This window comes from Xanthomonas sp. fls2-241-TYG-148, from assembly GCF_030208815.1.
Lineage (GTDB): Bacteria > Pseudomonadota > Gammaproteobacteria > Xanthomonadales > Xanthomonadaceae > Xanthomonas > Xanthomonas campestris.
Map to the genome: position 1 here is coordinate 96605 of NZ_JARVTE010000008.1, position 17437 is coordinate 114041.

At 65.9% G+C, this 17437-nt stretch carries 12 protein-coding genes; 5 read left to right on the forward strand and 7 right to left on the reverse strand.

Annotated features, from left to right (window positions below; genetic code table 11):
- The first annotated feature begins 100 nt into the window (after positions 1 to 100).
- Positions 101 to 1741: an NAD+ synthase gene (locus QRM60_RS10735; RefSeq protein ID WP_115540879.1), complete on the forward strand. Its 1641-nt coding sequence runs from the start codon at positions 101 to 103 to the stop codon at positions 1739 to 1741.
- Here the strand turns inward: QRM60_RS10735 and QRM60_RS10740 are convergent.
- Together QRM60_RS10740 and QRM60_RS10745 are read right to left on the reverse strand one after the other, a co-directional pair.
- Positions 1735 to 2721, reverse strand: coding sequence for a hypothetical protein (locus QRM60_RS10740; protein WP_115556609.1), 987 nt, complete (start codon positions 2719 to 2721; stop codon positions 1735 to 1737). The two genes, QRM60_RS10735 and QRM60_RS10740, sit on opposite strands and share 7 nt — an antisense overlap.
- Before the next feature lie 450 nt (positions 2722 to 3171).
- Entirely contained in the window at positions 3172 to 4053 is an 882-nt protein-coding gene (locus QRM60_RS10745) for an outer membrane protein assembly factor BamD (protein ID WP_011038204.1), read from the reverse strand.
- A gap of 122 nt (positions 4054 to 4175) precedes the next feature.
- On the opposite strand from QRM60_RS10745, the gene rluD reads away from it, so the two are divergent.
- From rluD to QRM60_RS10765, 4 genes are read left to right on the forward strand one after another with little or no spacing between them, the layout of a single operon-like run.
- Positions 4176 to 5171 carry a 23S rRNA pseudouridine(1911/1915/1917) synthase RluD gene (gene rluD / locus QRM60_RS10750; protein ID WP_285446179.1) on the forward strand — a complete coding sequence of 332 codons (996 nt, stop codon included), beginning with the start codon at positions 4176 to 4178 and terminating at the stop codon, positions 5169 to 5171.
- 1 nt (position 5172) lies between these two features.
- Complete coding sequence (gene pgeF, locus QRM60_RS10755; RefSeq protein ID WP_285446180.1) at positions 5173 to 5973, forward strand: peptidoglycan editing factor PgeF; 801 nt, start codon at positions 5173 to 5175, stop codon at positions 5971 to 5973.
- Positions 5974 to 5993: 20 nt separating this feature from the next.
- Positions 5994 to 6500, forward strand: a complete 507-nt coding sequence (locus QRM60_RS10760; RefSeq protein WP_115579896.1) for a DUF4166 domain-containing protein — start codon at positions 5994 to 5996, stop codon at positions 6498 to 6500.
- A complete protein-coding gene (locus tag QRM60_RS10765) occupies positions 6487 to 6906 on the forward strand; it encodes a thiol-disulfide oxidoreductase DCC family protein (RefSeq protein WP_285446181.1) in 420 nt (139 codons plus the stop codon). The genes QRM60_RS10760 and QRM60_RS10765 overlap by 14 nt, the downstream gene beginning before the upstream one ends.
- 629 nt (positions 6907 to 7535) lie before the next feature.
- On the opposite strand, the gene QRM60_RS10770 is transcribed toward QRM60_RS10765, so the two are convergent.
- The 5 genes from QRM60_RS10770 to otsB all read right to left on the reverse strand — a co-directional run bounded on the left by QRM60_RS10770 (position 7536) and on the right by otsB (position 17263).
- Positions 7536 to 9404: a methyl-accepting chemotaxis protein gene (locus QRM60_RS10770; protein ID WP_285446182.1), complete on the reverse strand. Its 1869-nt coding sequence runs from the start codon at positions 9402 to 9404 to the stop codon at positions 7536 to 7538.
- Positions 9405 to 9938: 534 nt separating this feature from the next.
- On the reverse strand, positions 9939 to 12374 hold the full coding sequence (locus tag QRM60_RS10775; RefSeq protein WP_285446186.1) for a glucose/quinate/shikimate family membrane-bound PQQ-dependent dehydrogenase: 2436 nt from the start codon (positions 12372 to 12374) through the stop codon (positions 9939 to 9941).
- 938 nt (positions 12375 to 13312) lie between these two features.
- Complete coding sequence (otsA, locus tag QRM60_RS10780; RefSeq protein ID WP_014508687.1) at positions 13313 to 14680, reverse strand: alpha,alpha-trehalose-phosphate synthase (UDP-forming); 1368 nt, start codon at positions 14678 to 14680, stop codon at positions 13313 to 13315.
- A complete protein-coding gene (locus tag QRM60_RS10785) occupies positions 14677 to 16455 on the reverse strand; it encodes a glycoside hydrolase family 15 protein (protein ID WP_011038196.1) in 1779 nt (592 codons plus the stop codon). Before QRM60_RS10785 ends, otsA begins: the two co-directional genes overlap by 4 nt.
- A 49-nt stretch (positions 16456 to 16504) precedes the next feature.
- A complete protein-coding gene (gene otsB, locus QRM60_RS10790; protein WP_285446183.1) occupies positions 16505 to 17263 on the reverse strand; it encodes a trehalose-phosphatase in 759 nt (252 codons plus the stop codon).
- Between the last annotated feature and the right edge of the window lie 174 nt (positions 17264 to 17437).

Here is a 17437-nt window from a genome sequence, read left to right on the forward strand (position 1 = left end):
CGTGCTTCTGGAATAATGGGCGCTGGCAGCCAGCTCGCGCCGCGGATTGTGCGGTACCGGGTCAGTGGCGCTTTCCAGTCGCATCTGCATAGGCCCCCACATGTCCCAGACCCTTCGCATCGCCATGGCCCAGTTCGACTTCCCGGTCGGCGCGGTGGCACAGAACACCGATCGGATCATCGAGTTCATCGCTGCGGCACGCGACGAGTTCGAAGCCGATATCGTGCTGTTTCCGGAATTGGCGATCAGCGGCTATCCGCCGGAAGATCTGCTGTTGCGCCCCGGGTTTCTCGCCCACTGCGAGCAGGCGCTGGCGCGGATTGCCGCAGCCACGCGTGGCATCGTCGCGGTGGTCGGCTGGCCGCAGAGCGCCGGCAGCGTGGTCTACAACGCCGCCAGCGTCTTGCGCGAGGGGCGCATCGAAGCGACCTACCGCAAGCGCGAATTGCCCAATTACGCGGTGTTCGATGAGCGCCGCTACTTCGACGTGGACCCGGACGGCGACAACTGCGTGGTGACCGTCAAGGGCGTGCAGGTGGGCGTGGTGATCTGCGAAGACCTGTGGTTTGCCGAGCCGCTGGCCAAGACCGTGCAGGCCGGCGCCGAACTGGTGCTGGTGCCCAACGCATCGCCATACGAGCGCGGCAAGCATGCGCAGCGCGATGCCTTGCTGGCCGAGCGCACCCGCGAGAGCGGGGCGGCAATTGCCTATCTCAATGTGGTCGGTGGCCAGGATGCGCTGGTGTTCGACGGCGCCTCGGTCGTGGCCGACGGTGATGGCACCGTGCATCCGGCCGCAGCAGCGTTCGTGGACCAGTGGCTGGTGGTTGACTATGCCGCCGGCGAGCGCAGCTTTACCCCGGTGGTGTGGGTGGACGATGGCGACGAAAGCATGGACGCGCTGGCCTGGCGCGCGGTGGTGCGCGGGCTCAAGGATTACTGCGGCAAGAATGGTTTTCGCAAGGTGTGGCTGGGGCTGTCCGGCGGCATCGACTCGGCGTTGGTGCTGGCGATGGCGGTGGATGCGCTGGGGGGCGAGAACGTCACCGCAGTGCGCCTGCCGTCGCGCTACACCGCTGGGCTGTCGAACGATCTGGCCGAAGAACAGTGCCGCGCGCTGGGCGTGAAACTGGAAACGATCGCGATCGAGCCGGCGTTCGAAGGCCTGCTCGCGGCACTGGGGCCGCTGTTCGCAGACACCCAGCCCGACATCACCGAAGAAAACCTGCAGTCGCGCAGCCGCGGCGTGATCCTGATGGCGTTGTCCAACAAGTTCGGCGGGCTTGTGCTCACCACCGGCAACAAGAGCGAATACGCAGTGGGCTACGCCACCATCTACGGCGATATGTGCGGTGGCTACGCACCGCTCAAGGACCTGTACAAGACGGAGGTCTTCGGCCTGGCCAAGTGGCGCAACACCGTGGGCGGCGCGCCGGTGATTCCGCCGGCAGTGATTTCGCGCCCGCCCTCGGCGGAACTGCGCGACAACCAGACCGACCAGGACTCGCTGCCGCCCTACGACGTGCTCGACGGCATCCTGTACCGCTACGTCGACCAGGAGCAGTCGCGCGATGACATCGTCGCGGCCGGCTACGCGGCCGACACCGTGGAGCATGTGCTGCGTCTGGTGCGCCTGAACGAGTGGAAGCGCCATCAGGCAGCGCCCGGCCCGAAGGTGTCGCGGCGCGCGTTCGGGCGCGAGCGGCGTTACCCGATCACCAATGGCTATTCGGGTCAGTAACCGGGAGCACTGGGCGTCGCGCGCGCTGGCGCCGACGCTGGAGGCTGTGCGAAACCGGTGAGCAGCTCCAGTGTCGGCTTGGGGCGCATCAGGTCGTACATCAGGCCGAAATGGCCTTCGACGCCCGGGATGGTGGTCTGGTCCAGCAGCTCGTAGACGTTCACCTCGGCCACCACGTCGGCATAGTGGTCGCGCACGGTGCGTAACAGCTGGGCCAGGCTGTCGTAACAGCCGCCATCGCCCTGGGCGCCGCCGTTGACATTGCCGGTATACACCTCGGCGCAGTTGAGTTCGTTGAAGAACACCGGCGTGTTGTAGGTCTGCGCGGCGGTGCGCAACTGCCCCAGATACAGGTCGGTCCAATAGCCGGCATCGTGGTGAAACGCGTAGTAGTGGAAGCTGATGTGGTCGAACGCAAAGCCGGCCGCCCTGGCCTTGGCCAGAAACCAGAGCGAGCCATTGCGATCGCCGGGGCAGCGCGCGGTGGCACTGTGGTCGTCGCTATTGCAGGCGGTGATGTTGATGGTGAAGCGCAGCCCTGCGCCCAGCTCGTTGGACGCCTGCCGCATGCCCTGGTACATCGTGGTCATCGCCGCGATCCTCGCGTCGGCTTCGGCACGCACCAGATCCTGCTCGTTACCGATCTCCCACACCTTGATGTCGGCGGCATAACGGCGCGCCAGCTGGTAGCCGATCTCGCGGGTCATCGGGTAGACCATCGGGCGCAAGGTGATGCCGTATTTGCGCGCGAGCGGAACCAGCGTGTCGAGCGTGGCGTAATCGCGCGGGTCCACGTCGAAGCGATAGCTGCGCAGGTTGCGCGCAGCCAAGAGTTTGAAGCGGGCCTCGGCCTGCGTCATGGCGTAAGCGGGGCGGTTGTCGTGGGCGTTGACGCCGTAGACGATGGGGGCGGCGTGGGCGGTGGCCGCGAGCAGTAGCAGCCCGAGCGCGAACAGGATCCGTTGACCGGACATCGACATACAGCCTCCTTGGCATGCGCCGGCAGGATGTCGTACCTGCCTTATGCCTGGAGTATAGGAAGCCTCGCCAGGTCATTCGGTGACCTGGTGCCGGGTCTCGGGCGCTCGCGCTGGCGATGTGACCCGGATCTGTTCGGGATGCATGAGCTCGCCCCGGCAGAGCGCGTTGCTGCCCAGGCCTCGTGCGCATGCAACTGCCGCACACGGACACACAGTGGCCCAGGGTGAGCACGGCAGCGAAGTCGATGGCGATATCTGCCTCGCGTAACACTCAGGAAGACCACGCCACGGACTGCAGCTGGAGCTGGCCCGTACCAACGTGTCGCCTCGCGAGCACGTCCTGCCAAGTGAGCGCCTTGTCGCGCTGCCAGTTGGCGCTGCGGCAATAAAGCGTTGTGGCAAAAATAAAGGGGCCTTGCGGCCCCTTTCATCTCATCGCCGATCGATCTCTCAATCGCGACTCATCTGTGCATTGCGCTGGCCGGTGGCGGCGGACTTCTCGCCGGCGAACGGATTGAGCTTGCGCACGGCCCACGGATACTTCGGCCAGTCGCCGGTCAGCCACGGGTGCTGCGGGCTGTTGAGCTCCAGCACGCGGCGCGCGTCGGCGGCCAGGGTCTTGTTACCCAGGTGGGTGTAGGCCTCGGCCAGCACGGCGACTGCGTCGTACTGGAACGCGCTCTGCGGGTAGGTTTCCAGCAGGTAGTTGGCACGCCCGGCAGCCGACACCCAGGCATCGCGGCGCAGGTAATACAGCGCGTTGTCCAATTCGTGCTGGGCGAAGATGTCGCGCAGCTCGATCATCCGCTTGCGCGCGTCCGGCGCGTAGCGGCTGTTGGGATAACGGTCGGTGACGGTGTTGAAGTCGTTGTAGGCCTGCTGCGGCGAGGACAGGTCGCGGCGGCTCGGGTCCAGCGACCACACGCGGCGCAGGAACACCGTGTCGCGGTTGCTGTTGGCCAGCCCGCGCAGGTAATACAGATACGAGATGTTGCGGTGCGTCGGATAGGTGCGGATGAAGCGGTCGACGCTGGACACCGTGTCGTCGTGCTTGCCGGCCTTGTACTGGGCGTAGGCGGTTTCGATCATCGCCTGCTCGGTGTACGGGCCATACGGGTACTGGGCGATCAGGCGCTTGTAGCTGGCTTCGGCGCCGGCCCAGTTGCCTTTCTCCATCAGGCCGTGGCCCTTGCCGTAGAGCTGCTCGACCGGCATGCCCTCGTCGGGATTCTTGTCCTTGGCGCCGCGGTGGCAGCCGGTGACGACAAACGCCATGACCAGCATGAGGGCAATCAGGCGCGCAGGCGCGGAAAACGTGGACCGTCGGATCATGGGGTCTGGGCAGGACGCGTCAGGAAAACGAAAGGGCGATGATAGCCTAGTGGCCTGTCCGGCGACTGACTCCCGCCGCCCGGACCCCAAATTCCTTGGTTTTTGCCTGAGTACCCGCGTCCATGTCCGACCAATCCTCCGAACCCCTCGATTCCTCCCTGCGCCAGGCTGTCGTGCCGGACAGCGCCGCCGGGCGTCGCTTCGATGCGGTGCTGGCCGAGCTGTTTCCCGAATTCTCGCGCTCGCGGCTGTCGGAGTGGATCAAGTCCGGCGACGCGCTGCTGGACGGCGAGACCGCCCGCCCGCGCGACACCTTGCGCGGCGGTGAAACCGTCCAGGTGCAGGTGGTGCTTGAAACCCAGACCCACGCCGCGCCGCAGGACATCCCGCTGAACGTGTTGTACGAAGACGACCAGGTGCTGGTCATCGACAAGCCGGCGGGCCTGGTGGTGCATCCGGGCGCCGGTAACCCGGACGGCACCCTGGTCAATGCGCTGCTGTTCCGCGACCCGAACCTGGCTGCGGTGCCGCGTGCCGGGGTGGTGCATCGCCTGGACAAGGACACCAGCGGCGTGATGGTGGTGGCGCGCACGCTGCAGGCGCAGACCGCGCTGGTGGAGCAGCTCTCCGCGCGCGATGTGCATCGCCAGTACTTGGCGGTGGTCGTGGGTGCGCTGGTCTCCGGCGGCACCGCCGATGCGCCGATCGACCGCCACCCGCGTGACCGGCTCAAGATGGCGGTGCGCGACGACGGCCGCGACGCCGTCACTCATTACCGTCTGCGCGAGCGCTTCCGCGCGCACACCGCGCTGGAATGCCGCCTGGAAACCGGGCGTACCCATCAGATCCGCGTGCACATGGCGCATCTGAAATCGCCGATCGTCGGCGACCCGCTGTACGGCGGCGCGCTCAAGCTACCCAAGGGCGCCACCGACACACTGGTGGCCGAGCTGCGCGGCTTCAAGCGCCAGGCCCTGCATGCCGAAACGCTGGAATTCCTGCACCCGGTCAGTGGCGAGCCGGTCCGCGCCAGCGCGCCGGTGCCGGAAGATCTGCAGCGGCTGATGAACGCCCTGCGCGAAGACAGCGCTCGCGCCGCCGAGTTGGCGCGGCGCTGAGGTGAGCGCCGTGCCGTCGTTTGTGTTGCCGGCGCAGTGGCCGGCGCCGCCGCGTATCCACGCGTTGACCACGCTGCGGCACGGCCTGGGCGTGTCGCCGGCACCGTTCCACAGCCTGAATCTCGGCAACCGCAGCAGCCCGCAAGGGGACCTGCCAGCGAATGTGGAACGTAACCGGGCGCTGCTGACACAGGCGCTGGGCTTGCCAGGCGCGCCGCATTGGCTGCGGCAGGTGCACGGGGTGGAGGTGGTGCGTGTGGACGCGCCGCGTTCTGCGGATGCGGTGCACACGCAGCCGCGGGAGCTGGACGAGCCGGTGGCCGATGCCGCCGTCACCAGCGTGCCCGGCGTGGTGCTGGCCATCCTCACCGCCGACTGCCTGCCGGTGGTGCTCGCCGCCGCCGATGGCAGTGAAGTGGCGGCCGCGCATGCAGGCTGGCGCGGGCTGGCCGACGGCATGCTGGAGCGCAGCGTGGCCGCAATGCGGACCCCGCCGCCGCAGCTGGTCGCCTGGCTGGGACCCGCCGCAGGGCCGCAGGCATACGAGATTGGCGCGGACGTCTTCGAGGCGTTTGTGACGCGTGATCCGCAGGCCGCCAGTGCGTTCGTCGCCACGCGCCCGGGTCACTGGCGAATGGATCTGTACGCGTTAGCGCGGCTGCGCTTGTGCAGTGCGGGCGTGCCGGCCCAAGCTATCCATGGCGGCGAGCTGTGTACCATTTCCGACCCGACGCGGTTTTTCTCGCACCGGCGTGATCGTCGCAGTGGGCGCATGGCCACGCTGGCCTGGATCGCGCCCTGAGCCCGCCGCTGTTTGCGCAGGTGCTGGGCGCGGCAGCCTTCGCCCAATTGCCGGCGCCGGTGCGCGCGCTGCACGCGGTGCAGCAACGGCAGCGCTTCGTTGGCCGTGCGCTGGTGCGCCGCGGCGCGCATCCGCTGGTCCCGCTGCTGGCATGGCTGAGCCGCCTGCCGCACAGCGGACAGGTGGCGGTGGAGGTGGAATTCCTGGTCGATGCAAACGGCGAGCGCTGGCATCGGCGCTTTGCTGGCCTGCCCATGCACTCACGCATGTGGCGTCACGGCGCATGGTTGCGCGAACACCTGGGCGCAGTGCGTTTCGAGTTCGCACTGCGCGCCGATGCCACCGCGCTGTACTGGCAGGCGCGGCGGGTGTGGGCATTCGGCTGGCTGCCCTTGCCGGCGCGCTGGTTCGAGCAGGTGCGTTGCCGTGAGCATGCCGACGACGGCCGCTATGGCTTCCTGGTCGACGTGCATCTACCGTGGGTGGGACCATTCATTCGCTACGAGGGTTGGCTTGAACCGCACTAAGCACGCCGCACCGCCTGCCACCATCGTGTTCGATGGCGTGTGCCTGCTGTGCAATGGCTGGGTCAGGTTCCTATTGCGCCACGACCACCGCAGGCGCTATCGCTATGCCGCCATGCAGGGCACGGCCGGGCGCGCATTGCTGGTCCAGCACGTGCTGGACCAGGACGACCCGCTGTCGTTCCTGCTGGTGGACGCGGCAGGCGCCTGGACCGATACCGATGCAATCGTGCGGGTACTGAGCGGGCTTGGTGGCCCGTGGCGCGTGGCGGCAGTGCTGCGGCTGGTGCCGCATTCGTTGCGTGACATCGGCTATCGCGTGGTGGCGCGCAATCGCTACCGCTGGTTTGGCCGCAGCACGCACTGCATGTTGCCCACGCCTGAGCAACGCGCGCTGTTTCTGGATTGATGCCGCCGCATGTGGGATGGGGTGCTGGGTAGGAGCGCGCTTGCGCGCGATGGGGCGTTACCGGTGAGGCCACGCCGCGCGCAAGCGCGCTCCTACGCAGGCTTGGTTTCTTGCGCAGTTTGGGATGCGGTCGCGTCGTTGATACGTGTGCAAACCTGTTTCGCAATGTCTGCAGTTATTGGATGGAACACGCGCGCACGTACCGCGGCCGGTCACGCAGAGGCTGCTTTCGATTGCAGTGCACAGAAGGGTTTGGGGCGTTGTTTTCGAACGACACACATGACGTAGGAGCGCGCTTGCGCGCGATGAGGCGTTACGGTGAGGCCCCATCGCGCGCAAGCGCGCTCCTACGCGGGTTGCGATTTCTAGCGCTTTGGTGATGCCGCCGCGTTGCCGATACGTGCGTAAAACCTAGTCCGCAATGTCTGCCGATATCGGCTGGAACACGCGTGCACGCACCGCAGCTGGTCACGCAGTAGCTGCTTTCGATGCAGTGCACAGATGGGGATTCGCGCCGCCGTTTTTAACGACACACATGACGTAGGAGCGCGCTTGCGCGCGATGGGGCGTTACCGGCGAGGCCCCATCGCGCGCAAGCGCGCTCCTACGAATGCGGGTGGTGTGCGGGGTTACGCCGCCGCACTTCCAAAGCTGCCGCGCACCACGTTCGAGCTACCGCGGGTGTCCGATTGCAGGCGGAAGATGGACACCGCATCGGCCAGTTCCACGGCCTGTTCTTCCAGGCTGCGTGCGGCGGCGGTGGCTTCTTCCACCAGTGCGGCGTTGCGCTGAGTCACTTCGTCCAGCTGCGCCACAGTGCGGTTGACCTGCTCGATGCCGCTGGACTGTTCGGCGCTGGCCGAGGTGATCTCGCTCATGATGTCGGTGACGTGCTTCACCGAGCCGACGATCTCGCGCATGGTCGCGCCGGCGCGGTGCACCAGACCCGAGCCCAGTTCCACCTTGTCGGTGGAGTCGGCGATCAACGATTTGATCTCCTTGGCCGCATCGGCTGAACGTCGCGCCAGGGCGCGCACTTCCGAGGCCACCACCGCGAAGCCGCGGCCCTGTTCGCCGGCGCGTGCCGCTTCCACCGCGGCGTTGAGTGCCAGGATGTTGGTCTGGAACGCGATGCCGTCGATGACGCCGATGATCTCGCCGATCTTGCGCGAGGCAGTGCTGATCTGGCTCATGGTGGACACCACATCGTCCATCACCTGGCCGCCGTTCTGCGCCACTTCGCCGGTGCCCAGCACCAGCTTGTTGGCCTGCTGCGCGCTGTCGGCGTTCTGCTTCACGGTGGAGGTGAGCTCTTCCATGGAGCTTGCGGTTTCTTCCAGGCTCGCGGCCTGTTGCTCGGTGCGTTCGGACAGATCGGTGTTGCCGGCGGCGATTTCCACCGCGGCGCGGCGAATGGTGTCCGACGCAGTCTGGATGCCGCCAATGATTTCGGTCAGGCGGATCACGGTCTGGTTGGTGTCGTCACGCAGACGCGCGAAGATGCCATGCGCATCGCCATCCACGCGCTGGGTGAGGTCGCCCTCGGCCAGCGCGCTGATCACGCGCGCCAATGCGGCCAGATGCGTTTCCACCGAGTCGTAAATGCGGTTGATGCCTTGCGCCAGCGACAGCAGCACGCCGTCCATGCCGTCCATCTGCATGCGGCGGCTGAAATCGCCAGCGGCCGCGGCATCGATGATCTCGATCAGCGCCTGCTCGGCGTTGACCTGCGCGGTGACATCCATCCACTGCGCGATGGTGCCGAGCTTGGTGCCGTCGGCGGCAATGATCGGGCTGTAGACGAAGTCGATCTGGCGGCCGAAGAACGGCGCACGCACGGCCTTGGAGGCGGTGAGCGCACGCATGCGGTCGATGGCGGCCTGGCTGTCCGGATAGATGTCGCCGATGCTGCCGCCGACGAAGCCTTCGGCATGGAAGCTGGGGCGGAAGCTCTGCACGTCCGGCTCGATCAGCTTGAGCATCTTGAGCAGTTTGCGGTTGGCGAACAGCACCTGGCCGTCGTCATCGGCGATGCGGATCATGGTGTCCAGATCGTCCAGCGCCTTGATCACGAACTGGCCGTGGCGCAGGCCTTGCTCCATCACGTCGAGGCGGATGGCGAGCTTGTCCTGAGTGGCTTGCAGGGTGCGCAGCAACGGCGCGAGTTCGCCGCTGGCGCTGCGCGCGTCCAGGCGCTGGAAGCGGCCTTCGCCGATGGCGGCGATGGCGGTGACTGCCTGGTCGAGCTGGGCGGCAGTGCGCCGGCGCGACCACCACCACAGCCCAGCACTGGCGGCGCCGAGCACCAGCAATGCCGGTAGCAGCGCGCCCAGGCTATGCCAGAAGCCACCGGGCATGGCCGTGGCGGCGTAGACGGCAAGCAGGATCAGCAACGCGGCCTGCGCGGCGGCCGGCAACCAGGCTGTCCAGGTGGCACGCGCAACGTTCCGGCCGGTGGGCGGAGGAGAGGCGGGTGCGGCATCGAGGGTAGGCAACATAGGCTGGTGTCCGACTGGTGTTCTGGGTGGGGAGCGTGTCCGGCAGTGTGTGGCTGCAATGGGGTATCGGCGGCCGGGCCCGGATCATGACGGTGTGAAGGTGCCGTTCGTCGGAATCAGCACGTCGGTACCACGAAGATGCCGATGTACTTGATTTGGAAGCGGTTTCAGTCCTGAGGCAGGGTTGGGCGCTCCTGGCGATTTCCCGACTAAGCGCACATTTATTTGTTATTGAAATGTGAAATTTCGGCCTGCCCGACAGTGCATGGGGTTCAAGACGAAGGGTGCAGCCTGCGCTCCGTACCCCAGGCAGGAACCCCCGCGATGGCGAGGCTGGGCCGATCGCCGCCGCTGCATCGCAGGTCGCCTCGCGGGCAATGGCGTACTGCGATCGCGCTAACGCGCTGTGATTCGCTTGCAACATCACGCGACTCGACGGGAAGTGTCGCTCGGAGCGCGGCGCTCTTCAGGCACGCATAAAAAAACCGGCCGTCTCGCGACGGCCGGTTCAACGTCACTGCACAACCTCAGACGTTATTTGGCGCTGGCGGCCGCGTCGTCGGGCAGTGCCCAGGCAATCACGCTGTCGCCGGACTTGGTTTCCATGCGGTCATGGCCACCCACCGCGGCAACGATGTACTGCTTGCCATCGATGGTGTAGCTCAGCGGCGCGGCCTGCGGGCCGGCCGGCACGCGGGTCTCCCAGACTTGCTTGCCGGTGCGGGTGTCAAAGCCGCGGATGAAGTTGTCCAGGCTGGCACCGATGAAGGTGACGCCGCCGGCAGTGGCCAGCGAGCCGCTGTTGTTCGGCGTGCCGATCTCGAACTTGGTCTTGGACGGGATGCCCATCGGGCCCTGGTCGTAACCGGTGCCCAGCGGACGGCGCCAGATCACCTGCTGCGTGCGCAGGTCAACGCCGGAGATATAGCCCCACGGCGGTGCCACGCACGGCGTGTTGAGCGGCGACATCCACGGCTCCTTGCGCGCGCCATAGGCCAGGCCTTCCTGCGCCATGTAGCCCTTGGTCTTGCTGCTGCCGTTGAACACCGACACCACGCCCAGCTCGTTCATCACCGTGCGCGGGTAGACGTGCTCGGTGTAGGGCAGGCGATTGCTGTTCATCACCATGATGCCGCGCTGCAGGTCGACCGACACGCCGCCCCAGTTGATGCCGCCATGGTTGCCGGTGAACGACAGCGAGCCCTGCAGGCTTGGCGGGGTGAACATGCCTTCGTACCGCAGCTTCTTGAACTCGATGCGGCAGGCGAGCTGGTCGAACGGGGTCATGCCCCAGGCATCGGATTCAACGATGGTCTCGTAGTCACGGCTGGGCGCACCCACGGTGTTGGGCATGCCCGGCGACACCGGCTGGGTGGACGCGGTCCAGTCGCCATGGTCGGTGCCCTGCGGCACGGCGATCTGCTTGACCGGCATGATCGGCTGGCCGGTGGCGCGGTCGAGCACGAACACCTGGCCGGACTTGGTGGCCTGGATCACGGCGGGGCGGGTGCCACCGCCGGCAACCGGCCAATCAACCAGGTTCGGCTGCGGACCGATGTCGTAGTCCCACAGGTCGTGGTTGACGGTACGGAAGTGCCAGCGCTCCTTGCCGGTTGCCGCATCCACGGCCACCAGCGAGGCGGTGTATTCCTCTTCCTGCGGGGTACGGCCCTTGCCGAAGAAGTCGCCGGCGGCGTTGCCGGTGGGCAGGTACACCAGCCCCAGCTCGTCATCGGCGGCCATCAGCGACCACACGTTCGGGGTGGAGCGGGTATAGGTCTGGCCAGCCGGCGGTTCGGCGGTGATGGCCGGATTGCCCAGATCCCAGGCCCAGCGCAGCTGGCCGGTGAGCGCGTCGAAGCCACGCACCACGCCGGACGGCGCATCGCGTTCCTGACCATCGCGCACCTGCCCGGTGGGCTGGATCACCACACCGCGCATGACCACCGGCGGCGAGGTCGGGCCGACGAAGCCCGGCTTGGTGTTGCCGGTGCCGGCATTGAGGTCCACATAGCCGTTGTTACCGAAGCTGGCGCAGAGCTTGCCGGTCTGCGCATCCAGCGCACCCAGGCGGCCATCGACCATCGGCCAGAAGATCCGCGTCGGGCACTCGGCAGTGCCTTCCGGCGCCTGGTAGTACGACACACCACGGCAGGTGGTGGCGGCCACGCCGGCCATCGCCTTCGGATTGGTCTGCGGGTCGAAGCGCCAGCGCTCCTTGCCGTTGGCCGCCTCCACCGCGATCACCTTCTGGGTCGGGGTGCAGATGTAGAGCAGGTCGCCGACCTTGAGCGGGGTGTTCTGGAACGCATAGCCCAGCTTGGAATCCTTCGGCTTGAGATCGCCGGTATGGAATTCCCAGGCCACCTTGAGGCCCTTGACGTTCTCCGGCGTGATCTGCGCGCCGGGGGTGTAATGGTTGGACAGGTTGGAACCGGCGTAGGCGGTCCAGTTACTGGCATCGTGGTTGGCCGCCACGTTCCCGTCCGGGCTGGGCACGCTGCCACGGCTGAACGGCGTTGCCGCATCGGCCGGCTGCTTGGATGCATCGGCCAGTTCCACATTGCGCGGCACCAGCAGCGGCCACAGGATCAGCGCTGCGCCCAGCACCGGCAGCACGCCGGTGACCACGACATGGCCGAGCCCGGACAACGGCTGCATGCGCCGCCGCGCCACGCCCCAGAACGGCAACAACACCAGGCCGAGCACCGAGATCCAGGCCAGACGCGGGATCAGGCCCCAGCCATCCAGGCCCACTTCCCACAGCGCCCACACGATGGTGGCCGCCAACGTAGCGCCAAACAGCCAAAGGCCAGCGCGTTTGCCCAGTGCCAGCAGCACACCGGCCACTAGCACGGCGATACCGGCCAGCACGTAATACCAGGAGCCGCCAACGGCCACCAGGCGCCCGCCTTCATAGGCGAGCGCCGCACCAAGCACGGCGAGCACCACGGCATAGGCCACCAACAGCCAAGTGCCGAGCCCGCGTTTAGAGGATTGATCAGTCATTTTGAGTTATCAGGAAGGACCCGGGCACCAAACAAACGTTGCAGGTCGTGGAGGGAGAGAGGCAGCGGACTGGCGAAAGCGGCCGCACCTGGATATGAACGCGCCGCCCCTCCCAGGGTCCTCGGCGCTAATCATGTGAATATTTTAGACCCATCCTTATCCCGTGTCCGTGACGGAATAGGAACCATCGTTCCAACCTGCACACCTGAAGTACACGAAATAGGCAAAAACTAAACGCAATTGCTGATTCGTTGACTGCTAGTCGTTAGTTACCGGTCGCCTGTGTTGATTGCCGATGCTAGTGACGGTGCCGATTCTTGAATTTCTCTAATCAGCTTCGGTGACGCACACGTACCTGATATCCGTCAGCCTCGCTGTCGCTGTCGCTGTCGCTGTCGCTGTCGCTGTCGCTGTCGCTGTCGCTGTAGTTCTCTGTGTGCGCTCGACACGTCGCCCCCCGCCTGCCGAGCCTGAGACCCTGCCGCAGCACCGCCGTTCCGCTCTTGCTCCCGCTCCACCCAGTCGCCTTAAAGCAAGCCGAGCACCGCAGTCACGCGTGGCCGAAGAGGCGCCCTTGTTTGAGCGTAGCGAGTTTGGGCGCCGTGCCACGCGTGGCGAGGAGCGCAGGGCACCGGTGCGGCTTCACCGCACCGGATTGCGTCGGCGACCGCGGTTTTGGTTCCTTTTGCCAAGACAAAAGGAACTCGCGCCGCAGGCGCGAAAGCTCTGCACTTGCATTGTTTTGCCGTGAAGTGCCTTGCATCGAAAGACGCTATCAACAACTCAGCAGCTGAACCCCTGCGCGCAGTCATCTAGGCAACGCTTTCTCACGCTGACGGCGAGAAAATTGCATCAACGCAGTGACGCGAAACGCGACACCGCGCATGGCACAGCCAGACTCAGATATCGGCCAACGCCTGCAAATACCGCTGCCGCCAATGATTGATGTTGTTCTTGCGCAAGTGATCCATCATCGCGTGCCAACGCTCCACCCGCGTTGCCAACGGCATGCTCGCCGCCGTCGCAATCGCATCGGCCACACCATCCAGATCATGCGGATTGACCAACAGCGCCTCTTTCATCTCATCGGCCGCACCGGCCAGCAGCGACAACACCAGCACACCCGGATTCTCCGGATCCTGCGCTGCCACAAATTCCTTGGCGACCAGATTCATGCCATCGCGCAACGGCGTTACCAGGCCCACGGCCGCAGCGCGATAAAACCCGGTCAATGTGGCGTGGCTGAAGTTCTGGTTGACGTAACGCAGCGGCGTCCAGTCCGGCTCCGCATGACCACCGTTGATATGTCCGGCGATCTGCTCAAGCTGCCCGCGCAGCTGGCGATATTCGTTGACGTCGCCGCGCGAGACCGGTGCAATCTGCAGATAGGTGAGGCTGCCGGATTGATCCGGATAGCGCTCCAGATAACGCTCAAAGCCCTGGAAGCGCTCGGGCAGACCTTTGGAATAATCCAGGCGATCCACGCCGATGGCGAGCTGGCGCCCGCGCAGGCTTTCGCGCAGATCGCGCACCGCCTGCTTGGAGACCGATGCCTTGGCCTGATTGGCAATCAGGTCGGTATCGATGCCGATCGGGAACGCCGCGGCACTGAAGCGGCGCCCACCCGGACCTTCCACCAGATCGCCCTCCAGCACGCGCCCACCACCGAACAGGCGCACATACGCCTTGAAGCGCTCGGCATCGCGCTGGGTCTGGAAGCCGACCAGGTCGTACGCGTAGAACGTGCTGAACAAGCGCGCGTGATCCGGCATTGCCTGCATCAAGTCGGCCGACGGCATCGGCACATGCAGGAAGAAGCCCATCTTGCAGCCCACACCGAGCTCGCGCAGCATCGCGCCGAGCGGAATCATGTGGTAATCGTGGATCCACAGCGTGTCGCTGTCCTTGAGCAAGGGCGCCAGCTTCTCGGCGAACAGTCGATTGACGCGCATGTAGCCCTCGCGGGTGGCGCGGTCGTAATCGACCAGGTCCAGGCGGAAGTGCAGCAGCGGCCACAGCGTGCGGTTGGCGAAGCCGTTGTAGTAGGAATCGATGTCGCGCTTGTTGAGGTCCATGGTGACGAACTTGATGTCACCGTCGGTCTGCTCGTGCATGCCGCCACTGTCGCCGCGCACGGTCTTGCCGCTCCAGCCGAACCACACCCCGCCGCGCTCCTTCAGCGCCGCCAACAAGCCCACTGCCAGGCCACCGGCCCGGCTTTCGCCGGGCACGGCCACACGATTGGATACCACCACCAGACGACTCATGACGCCTCCTGCCAACTCCGCGACAAGCGCATTGCTGCAATGATCAAGCCCACATGCGAATAGGTCTGGGGGAAATTGCCCCAGGCTTCGCCGTTTTCAAACGATAGGTCTTCAGAGAGCAAGCCGAGGTGATTACGGCGCGAAAGGATGCGCTCGAACAATTCACGTGCCTCGTCCTTGCGCCCGATCGCGGCCAGCGCGTCGATGTACCAGAACGTGCAGATGGTGAAGCTGGTTTCCGGCTCACCGAAGTCATCCGGTGCGATGTAGCGGTAGAGCGCGTCGCCATGCTTAAGCACGCGGCCGACTGCCTCGACCGTGTGCACGAAGCGCGGATCGTCGTTGGCCACGATGCCGATGTCGGCCAGCAGCAATAGTGAGGCGTCCAGGCGATGGCCACCCAGGGTGTCGGTGAAATGGCCGTGCTCGTCGCTCCACGCCTCGGCCAGCACGCGTTCGCGGATGGTGTCGGCGCGCTCGCGCCAGTACACGCTGCGATCGTCCAGCGCGAGCCGTTCGGCGATCTTCGACAACCGGTCGCAGGCCGCCCAGCACATCGCCGCGGTATAGGTATGCACCTCGGCGCGGCCGCGGAATTCCCACAGGCCCGCATCGGGAACGTTGTGCAGGGCGAAGGCACGCTCGCCCAAGGGTTCGAGCTTGCGGAACGTGGACGCGTCGCCTTGATCTTTCAGGCGCAGGTCGAAGAACAACTGTGTGGAGGCCAGCACCACGCTGCCGTAGACATCGTGCTGCTGCTGGATCCAGGCCAGGTTGCCACGACGCACCGGGCCCATGCCGCGGTAGCCGTCCATGGTGTCGACTTCGTGCTCTTCCAGCTGCGATTCGAAGCCGATGCCGTACAGCGGCTGCATGGTGCCGTCGGTGGTAGCAATGTTGAAGATGTAGCCGATGAACTGCTCCATCGTGCGCGTGGCGCCCAGGCGATTGAGTGCCCGCACCACGAAGGCGGCATCGCGCAGCCAGCAATAGCGGTAGTCCCAGTTGCGCGGTGTGTTGGGCGCTTCCGGGATGGAGGTGGTCATCGCCGCAATGATTGCGCCGCTGTCTTCGTACTGGCAGAGCTTGAGCGTGATCGCACTGCGGATCACCGCTTCCTGCCAGTCCAGCGGAATCGACAGATAGCGCACCCATTCGCGCCAGTACTCTTCGGTGCGTTCCTGCGCTTCCTGTACATAGCCGGTGAGCGAGCGGGTGAGCGATTCGTCCACGCCCAGCACCAGGCTGACCGGATGGCTGAGCACGAACGGCAGGCCGTCGCGGACAAAGCGCACCGGCACATCGGTGGTCAGGCGCAGGGTGAAATCCGGCAGCACCCAGCGGATGTGGTTGCTGCCCCAGGTGGTATCCGGCGTGCGTCCGCCCCAATCGGCCAGCGGACGTGCGCGCACCACGATGCGCGGGTTGCCGGCCAGCGGGCGGATCTGCCGGATGATGCTCACCGGCCGATAGAAGCGGCCGTTGTTGCGCCAGCGCGGCGCGAAGTCGATCACTTCGACTTCGCCGCCCTTGCTGTCGCGCAGCACCGTGCGCAGGACCGCGGTATTGGGTAGATAGTGTTGTTCGCTGCTCTCGAAATCCTCGAGCTCCACCGCGAAGTCGCCACCTTCGCCCTTGGGCGAGAGCAGCGAGCAAAACGCAGGGTCACCGTCGAACGCCGGCAGGCAGCTCCACACCACGCGTGCCTGGCGGTCCACCAGTGCACCAAAACTGCAATTGCCGATGACGCCCAGATCCAGAGAAGACTCGGTCATGAAATGCGTAACGTCCTGGGGGAAAAGCGATGGGGAGCGCGTAACGCGCTCACGCAGTGTGCGCGTTGCGCTGCAACCAGGCATGCACGGCGGCGGTGCCCGACACGCGGAAGCGTGCGTCGGTCTGGGCGCGGTCGCCGACCAGCACGCTCCAGCCGCCGAGGCGATTGGCCGCCTGGAAACCGAATTCGTCGGTGAGATCGTCGCCGACAAACACCGGCGTGCGGCCCGCAAATGCCGGCTGCTGCATCAGCTGCTCGACCGCCAGGCCCTTGTTGCTGCCTTCGGGAACAAATTCAACGACGTGATCGCCCGGCTGCAGGCGGTAACCGGAAAGTTGCGCGATTTCCTGTTGTGCGAAGGCGAGTACGTCGGGGCCGGCAAGTGGTTGCGCGCGCCAATGCAGCGCGACGCTGACGCCTTTGTCTTCGACCAGCACGCCAGGATGCTGATGCGTGAGTGCAGCGGCGCGTTTATGCAGGCCATGCAGCCATTCGGAGGTGTCTTGCGGCATTGCCGCGCGTGCGGCTGCGTCGCTGCGCAACTCGTGCCCGTGCAGGCCAGCGGCCGGCAGCAGCAAGGGTGCGAACAAGGCGTCCAGCTGGCACAGCGGCCGCCCGCTGACCAGGGCGACGGCGCCGCCGAGGCGCTCGCTGAGGCGCGCGATTGCGTCGCGTACCTCCGGCAGCAGCTGCACTGCTTCGGGGGTGTGCGCAAAGTCGATCAGGGTGCCGTCCACGTCCAGGAACAATGCGCAGGCATCGTCCAGCAATGGCGGCGACGGAAGGGGGGAATGCACGTCTGCCATGCGCCTAGTGTGCGCACTCAGGTGTGAGATTCAGGTTATGGAACGGCGGATGCTGTCCCTTCTCCCCTCGGGAGAAGGTGCCCCGCAGGGGCGGATGAGGGTACGGGCAAAGCCTCGTGCAGTTGGAACGTCATGAGGGCTTCGCTCCGTACCCTCACCCCAACCCCTCTCCCG

What these genes read in the sequence shown, in the direction of transcription:
- QRM60_RS10735 (WP_115540879.1), top strand. Translation starts at nt 101, where the DNA reads ATGTCCCAGACCCTTCGCATCGCCATGGCCCAGTTCGACTTCCCGGTC.
- QRM60_RS10740 (WP_115556609.1), bottom strand. Translation starts at nt 2,721, where the DNA reads ATGTCGATGTCCGGTCAACGGATCCTGTTCGCGCTCGGGCTGCTACTG.
- QRM60_RS10745 (WP_011038204.1), bottom strand. Translation starts at nt 4,053, where the DNA reads ATGATCCGACGGTCCACGTTTTCCGCGCCTGCGCGCCTGATTGCCCTC.
- rluD (WP_285446179.1), top strand. Translation starts at nt 4,176, where the DNA reads ATGTCCGACCAATCCTCCGAACCCCTCGATTCCTCCCTGCGCCAGGCT.
- QRM60_RS10770 (WP_285446182.1), bottom strand. Translation starts at nt 9,404, where the DNA reads ATGTTGCCTACCCTCGATGCCGCACCCGCCTCTCCTCCGCCCACCGGC.
- otsA (WP_014508687.1), bottom strand. Translation starts at nt 14,680, where the DNA reads ATGAGTCGTCTGGTGGTGGTATCCAATCGTGTGGCCGTGCCCGGCGAA.
- QRM60_RS10785 (WP_011038196.1), bottom strand. Translation starts at nt 16,455, where the DNA reads ATGACCGAGTCTTCTCTGGATCTGGGCGTCATCGGCAATTGCAGTTTT.
- otsB (WP_285446183.1), bottom strand. Translation starts at nt 17,263, where the DNA reads ATGGCAGACGTGCATTCCCCCCTTCCGTCGCCGCCATTGCTGGACGAT.